A 6,080-nucleotide genomic window follows, 5' to 3' on the forward strand; every position below is an offset into this window, starting at 1 on the left:
CGCCCCGAGACTGGGTCGCGGCGGCCGGCATGACCCTGTGCGGGGTCGTGGGGTTCCAGGTGCTGCTCTACTCGGGGCTGCGCCACACCACGGCCCTGAACGCCGCGGTGGTCAACGCCACGGGTCCCCTGGTGACGATCCTCCTGGCCCGCCTGCTCGGCGCCCACTCCCTGCGGGGGGGCCAGGTGGTGGGGGCCGCGGCTAGCCTGGTCGGGGTGGCAGTGGTGGTGAGCCGGGGGTCCTGGGAGACCCTGCGCAGCCTGCACTGGAACCCCGGGGACCTCCTCGTGCTGGCGGCCGTCTTCCTGTGGGCAGCATACTCCCTTTTGGGAAAGGCGCTGCTGGCTCGGCGCTCCACCGTGTGGGTGACCGCGGTGACCACGCTGGGCGCCCTGCCCGTGCTTGCGGGCCCGGCCCTGTGGGAGAGTTGGACTCGAGTCCCCGCCCTGGAGGGGAGCCTGGTGCTGGCCGTTCTCTATATCGGCCTGGGTCCGTCCTTTCTGGCGTTCCTGGCCTGGAACCAGGGAGTGCGCCGGCTTGGCGCCGCGGGGGCGATGGCCTACTACAATACCCTTCCGGTCTATGCGGGGCTCCTGGGTGCGGCGGCCCTGGGGGAGTGGCCCGCGGCGTATCAGGTGTGGGGTACGGTGTTGGTGCTGGCCGGGTGCGTGCTGGCCGCCCGGAGCGGGCCGGAGGCCTCCCGGTGAGCCGCGCCCCCGGGGCCCTGGGCGACCGTTCGGGACGGCCCGCGGGCCTTGCACCCCCGGGGGGGGTCTGCTAGCATCCCTGGCCCTGCCCGAGCGGTTTACGGAACGAGATCAAATCGTTAGGACGTCCATGGATCCGGTGGCCCAGAAGCGCGTCGTGCTCGGTACCGCGGGGCACATCGACCACGGCAAGTCCTCCCTGGTGCGGGCGCTCACGGGTACCGATCCGGACCGCCTCAAGGAGGAGAAGGAACGGGGCATCACCATCGAGCTGGGGTTCGCCCACCTGGCGCTGCCCTCGGGGATCGATCTGTCCGTCGTGGACGTGCCGGGCCACGAGCGCTTCGTACGGAACATGGTGGCGGGTGCGAGCGGTATCGATCTGGTGATGCTCGTGGTGGCGGCGGACGAGGGGGTGATGCCCCAGACCCGGGAGCACCTGGACATCTGCTCCCTCCTGCGCGTCAAGGGCGGGCTGGTGGCCCTCACCAAGGCCGACCTGGTGGACGCCGAGCTCCTGGAACTCGCGCGGGAGGACGTGTCCGGGGCCCTGGCGGGTTCCTTCCTGGAGGGAGCGCCCGTGGTTCCGGTCTCGTCGGTCACCGGCCAGGGGCTCGACGGGCTGGTGGCCCAGGTGGATGCCCTGGCGAGGACCGTGCCCCAGCGGGGGGCCAAGGGGCTCTTCCGCCTCCCGGTGGACCGGGTGTTCACCATGCGGGGGTTCGGCACGGTGGTCACCGGCACGGTGCTCTCCGGTTCGGTGCGCAAGGACGACGAGGTGGAGGTGCTTCCCAGCGGCCTCAAGGGGAAGGTCCGGGGGGTGCAGGTACACGGCCGCACGGTCGACCGGGCTGCCGCCGGCCAGCGCACGGCGCTCAACCTCAGCGGCCTTGAGGTCTCGGATCTCAACCGGGGAGATTCGGTCGTGCAGGTGGGATCCCTGGAGACGACCCACATGCTCGACGTGCGGATCGAGGTGCTCCCGGGAGCCGTCCGGCCCCTCTGCGACCGGGACCGGCTGCGGCTGCACACGGGGACCCAGGAGGTGCCGGTGGTGGTGGCGCTGCTCGATCGGGACGAGCTGCGCCCCGGGGAAGAGGGGTATGCGCAGCTGCGCAGCCCGGCCCGCATGGTGGCGTGCCCCGGCGACCGGTTCGTGCTGCGCCAGTTTTCGCCCGCCGTGACCCTGGGCGGGGGAGCCGTGCTCGACCACCGGCCCAGGCGCCACAAGGGCCGCCGTGAGGAGGTCCTGGAGCAGCTCTCCCGGCTCGGCGGCGAGGACCCCGGGGCGCGCCTGGAGGTGTTCCTTGCGGCGCGGGGGCCGGCGGGCCTGGGCCCCCAGGAGGTTCAGGCCGCCCTGGGGGTGCCCCTGGAGGAAGCCCGCAACCTCCTCCAGGCCGCCGTGCGGTCGGGGGTGGCGCTCGTCACCGACCGCAAGAGCCAGCGCCACCACCACCGCGACCTGGTGGCGGGGCTCGAGGAGAAGGCGCTCGCGGTGCTGGCGAGGTTCCACCAGGACAATCCCCTGCGCCGCGGCCTCGGGGTGGAGGAGCTTCGTACCAAGTTTCCCCGCTATGTCGGCCCGCGGCTGGTGGAGTTCGTCCTGGGTCGGATGGCCGAGGCCGGCAAAGTGGTGGCCGATGGGGAGCTCGTGCGGCGCAGCGACTTCGCCCTGCGCTTGAGCGCAGACGACGAAGGGCTACGCAAGCGGATCCAGGATTTGCTGGCGGGCCGCGGCTACGAAGCGCCCTCCCTCGAGGATGCCGCCGCCGCTCTCGGGGAGGACCCCAAGGCCCTGCGCCCGGTCTTCGAGTACCTGGTGGGGCAGGGGATCCTCCACCGCACCAAGGAGGGTTTCTACTTCGAAGCCCGCCGGCTGGAGGAGCTCGCCCGGCGGGTGGCGGCTCTCCTGGAGGAGAAGGGCGAGATGGGAGTGGCGGACGTAAAGGATCTGACGGGGACCACCCGCAAGTACACCGTGCCGCTCCTGGAGTACCTGGACTCCCAGAAGGTCACCGTGCGCAAGGGCGATGTGCGGGTGCTCGGGCCCCGGGGCCGGGCCTGAGAGAGATGTATCGGGGGGCTCGCGGGATTCGGGAATGGCCTCCGAGGGAGATATCCGAGGGACGAGGGCACCGCGCGGTGCGGAGAGAATCGGGGAGCAGGGGCCCGGTCCTCTCCTGCGCCACGTCGGACGGCGACTGCCAATCCAACCGGGAGATCGGCGCCCGCTGACGTGGGCCGGCGCCGGGGGAGAAGCCAAGCGTGTCTGGAAAGCGAGCCGCCCTGGCGCTCATTGCGGCGCTCCTGGCCTTCGGGTACGTCTTCACAATGAACCCGGGGGCGGTGGAATTTCGCCTCTACCCCGGCGCGAGGGTCAACACGAGCCTGGCCCTGGTGCTCTTTCTCTTCTTCCTGGCGGGTTTCGGCCTCGCGGTGTTCCAGACGGCCTTCAAGGAAGCCCTGCGTTCCTTCCAGTTCTGGCGGCATCGCAAGGGGGACGAGCGCCGCGAGGCGGGTCGCCGTCTTGCGGCCCAGGGCCGCGGCCACGCTCTGCTGGGGCGCACGGCTTCGGCCCGCAAGCTCCTGCGCCGGGCCTACCGGAAGTCGCCCGAGGCCCAGGTGGCCCTGGAGATGGTCCGGGCCGAGCTGGCCGACGGCAAGCTCCCGCCCGCGGAGCGCCGGCTCAAGGCGCTCCTGGAGGACGATCCGCGAAACCCCGAGATCCTGGCCCTGCTTCTCCAGGCGTACCGCGCTCGAGGGGACTTCGAGGGCCAGGTGGCGGCGCTCAGCCGGTGGCTCGACGTGGAGCCCGATCACCGGCCTTCGCTGCTGGGGCTTCGCGACCTGTATCGGGAGGCGGGCAACTGGTCCGAGGCGGCCCGGGTGCAGGAGCGGGTGGTGGCCCGGACCGAGGCCCGCCAGGCGCGAGCCTCGGAGCGCCGCACGTTGAGCGAGCTGCGGTGGCGCCAGGCCGCCAATCTGCCCGAAGGTCCGGCCCGCAACCTGCTCGAGAAGGTGGTGGCCGACGACGAGGGGTTCGCCCCCGCCCACGCCTCTCTGGGAGAACGGTGGCTGGCTGCCGGCGACGAGGCGGCCGCGGTACGGGCCTGGGTGCGGGGGTACGAGGCCACCGGCCAGGCGGCGCTGCTCCTGCGGGCCGAAGAGGTGCTGCTGGAGCGGGGCAAGGCCGAGGAGATGCTCAAACTCTACCGCAAGCTCGGCAAGAAGGGGGGGGCGGCGGTGCTCTTGCGGGCTCGACTGCTCCTGGACCTGGAGCGCTCCCAGGAGGCGCTGCGGGTGCTGGAGGACGGGCGCCGGGGGGCCGAAGAGGCCACCCGGGCCGAGGGACTCCTGCGGGGCGAGGCCCTCTACCGCCTGGGGTCCCACGACCAGGCGGCCCGCGCCTTTCGGGAGGGGGCCTTCGGCGCCGAGGGGCCCGTGCCGCTTGCCTTCACTTGCTCGGGATGTGCCAAGACCGCGCTCCGGTGGAGCGCCGCGTGCCCGGCCTGCGGGCGGGTGGACACCCTGGAGCTCGATCTGGGGGCGCTCCCGTCGCCGGCGGCGCTGCCCGCCCCGGCCTAAGGAGGAGCCCGCACCGTGCGCCGCACCGCCCTCATCGTCCTCGACGGCTGGGGATACCGGGAAGAGACCGCCTGCAATGCGGTTCGCCAGGCCCGGACCCCACGGCTGAGCGCGCTGGCCCGCACCTACCCGGGGACCACTCTGGGGGCGGGGGGGCTGGCGGTAGGGCTGCCCGAGGGCCAGATGGGAAACTCGGAGGTGGGGCACCTGAACCTGGGGGCGGGCAGGGTCGTGTACCAGGACTACACCCGCATCAACCTCGCGTTGGAAGACGGCTCCTTTTTCGAGAACCCCGTGCTCAACCGGGCCTGTGAGCAGGTGCGGGAGACGGGAGGAGCCCTCCACCTCCTGGGGCTCGTCTCCGACGGCGGCGTACACAGCCACCAGCGGCACCTGGAGGCCCTGGTGGAGCTGGCCGCCCGTCGTGGAGTGGCGCGGCTCTTCGTGCACGCCTTCCTCGACGGCCGCGATACCCCGCCCCAGAGCGGCCGCGGGTACCTGGAGGCCCTGGAGAGGGTGCTCGCCCGGGCGGGCGTTGGCCAGGTCGCCACCGTGACCGGCCGGTACTACGCCATGGATCGGGATACCCGCTGGGATCGGGTGGAGAAGGCGTTTCGCGCCCTGTGCCGGGGCGAGGGGACGGCCGCCGCCTGCGCGGACGAAGCGATCCGGTCGGCCTACGAAGAAGGCCAGACCGACGAGTTCGTCGTGCCCCGGGTGGTGGTGGACCGGCAGGGGCGGCCCGTCGGGCCGGTGCGCGACGGGGATGTCGTGGTCTTCTTCAACTTTCGGGCAGACCGCGCCCGGGAGCTCACCCGGGCGTTTACCCAGCCCGGCTTCGCCGCCTTCGACGCCTCTTGGCGCCCGGCCCTGGCCTCCTACGTCACCTTTACCGAGTACGACGAGACCTTCGGGCTCCCCATCGCCTTTCCCCCGGAGCGCCTGACCCACCTCCTCGGGGAGGTGGTAGCCGGGGCCGGCCTGCGCCAGCTGCGCATCGCCGAGACCGAGAAATACGCCCACGTCACCTTCTTCTTCAACGGCGGCTCCGAGGAGCCCTTCCCCGGAGAGGAGCGCGTGCTCATCCCCAGCCCGCGGGACGTGGCCACCTACGACCAGAAGCCGGAGATGAGCGCGTTCGGGGTGCGGGACCGGCTGGTGGAGGAGATCCGCCGGGGTCTTCACGACCTGATCGTGGTTAACTTCGCCAACCTGGACATGGTGGGCCACACGGGGGTTCTGGCGGCCGCCGTGCGGGCCGTCGAGACGGTGGACGCGTGCGTGGGAGACGTGGTGGACGCCCTGGGGGCATGGGGGTACGTTGCCGCCGTGACGGCCGACCACGGCAACGCGGAGCAGATGTGGGATCCCGCGACCTCCCAGGTCCACACCGCCCATACCACCAACCCGGTGCCCTTCCTCCTCGTGGACGAGGAGCGCCGCGGGGCGCGGCTCCGCTCCGGGGGGATCCTGGCGGACGTGGCCCCGACCCTGCTGCACCTCATGGGGATTGCCCAGCCTCGGGAGATGACCGGCCGGAGCCTCCTGCTCGACTGAAGGGCGGCCCGCCGACCGATTCAGGGAGCCGGGCGTCCCGGTGGTGCCGGGCGCCGCTGCGGGCGCTCTTTTACGTCCTGCTGCCTCCGCTTTGTCCCCTGTGCCGAGTTCGGGAGGCCGAAGGGGCACCCGCCGCGCCCTTCTGCGGGCGGTGCCGCAGCCGCATGCAGCCCCTGGCGGAGCCCTTCTGCCCCTCTTGCGCCGTCCCCTACCCGGGCGCGGGCCCCTCCC

The 6,080-nt window shown here is 72.4% G+C and carries 5 protein-coding genes; all 5 read left to right on the forward strand.

Annotation, left to right across the window (positions count from 1 at the left end; genetic code table 11):
- On the forward strand, positions 1-707 hold a 707-nt coding region (locus AB1578_21480; GenBank protein ID MEW6490469.1), incomplete at its 5' end, for a DMT family transporter.
- Positions 708-837: 130 nt separating this feature from the next.
- Positions 838-2,772: a selenocysteine-specific translation elongation factor gene (gene selB / locus AB1578_21485; GenBank protein ID MEW6490470.1), complete on the forward strand. Its 1,935-nt coding sequence runs from the start codon at positions 838-840 to the stop codon at positions 2,770-2,772.
- Between the two features lie 200 nt (positions 2,773-2,972).
- On the forward strand, positions 2,973-4,292 hold the full coding sequence (locus AB1578_21490) for a tetratricopeptide repeat protein (GenBank protein ID MEW6490471.1): 1,320 nt from the start codon (positions 2,973-2,975) through the stop codon (positions 4,290-4,292).
- A gap of 15 nt (positions 4,293-4,307) precedes the next feature.
- Positions 4,308-5,849, forward strand: coding sequence for a 2,3-bisphosphoglycerate-independent phosphoglycerate mutase (gpmI, locus tag AB1578_21495; protein ID MEW6490472.1), 1,542 nt, complete (start codon positions 4,308-4,310; stop codon positions 5,847-5,849).
- 80 nt (positions 5,850-5,929) lie between these two features.
- Positions 5,930-6,080, forward strand: a 151-nt coding sequence (locus tag AB1578_21500; protein ID MEW6490473.1) for a double zinc ribbon domain-containing protein, incomplete at its 3' end; no start/stop codon positions are given.

It is taken from the genome of Thermodesulfobacteriota bacterium, from assembly GCA_040756475.1.
Taxonomy (GTDB): Bacteria; Desulfobacterota; Deferrisomatia; order Deferrisomatales; family JACRMM01; genus JBFLZB01.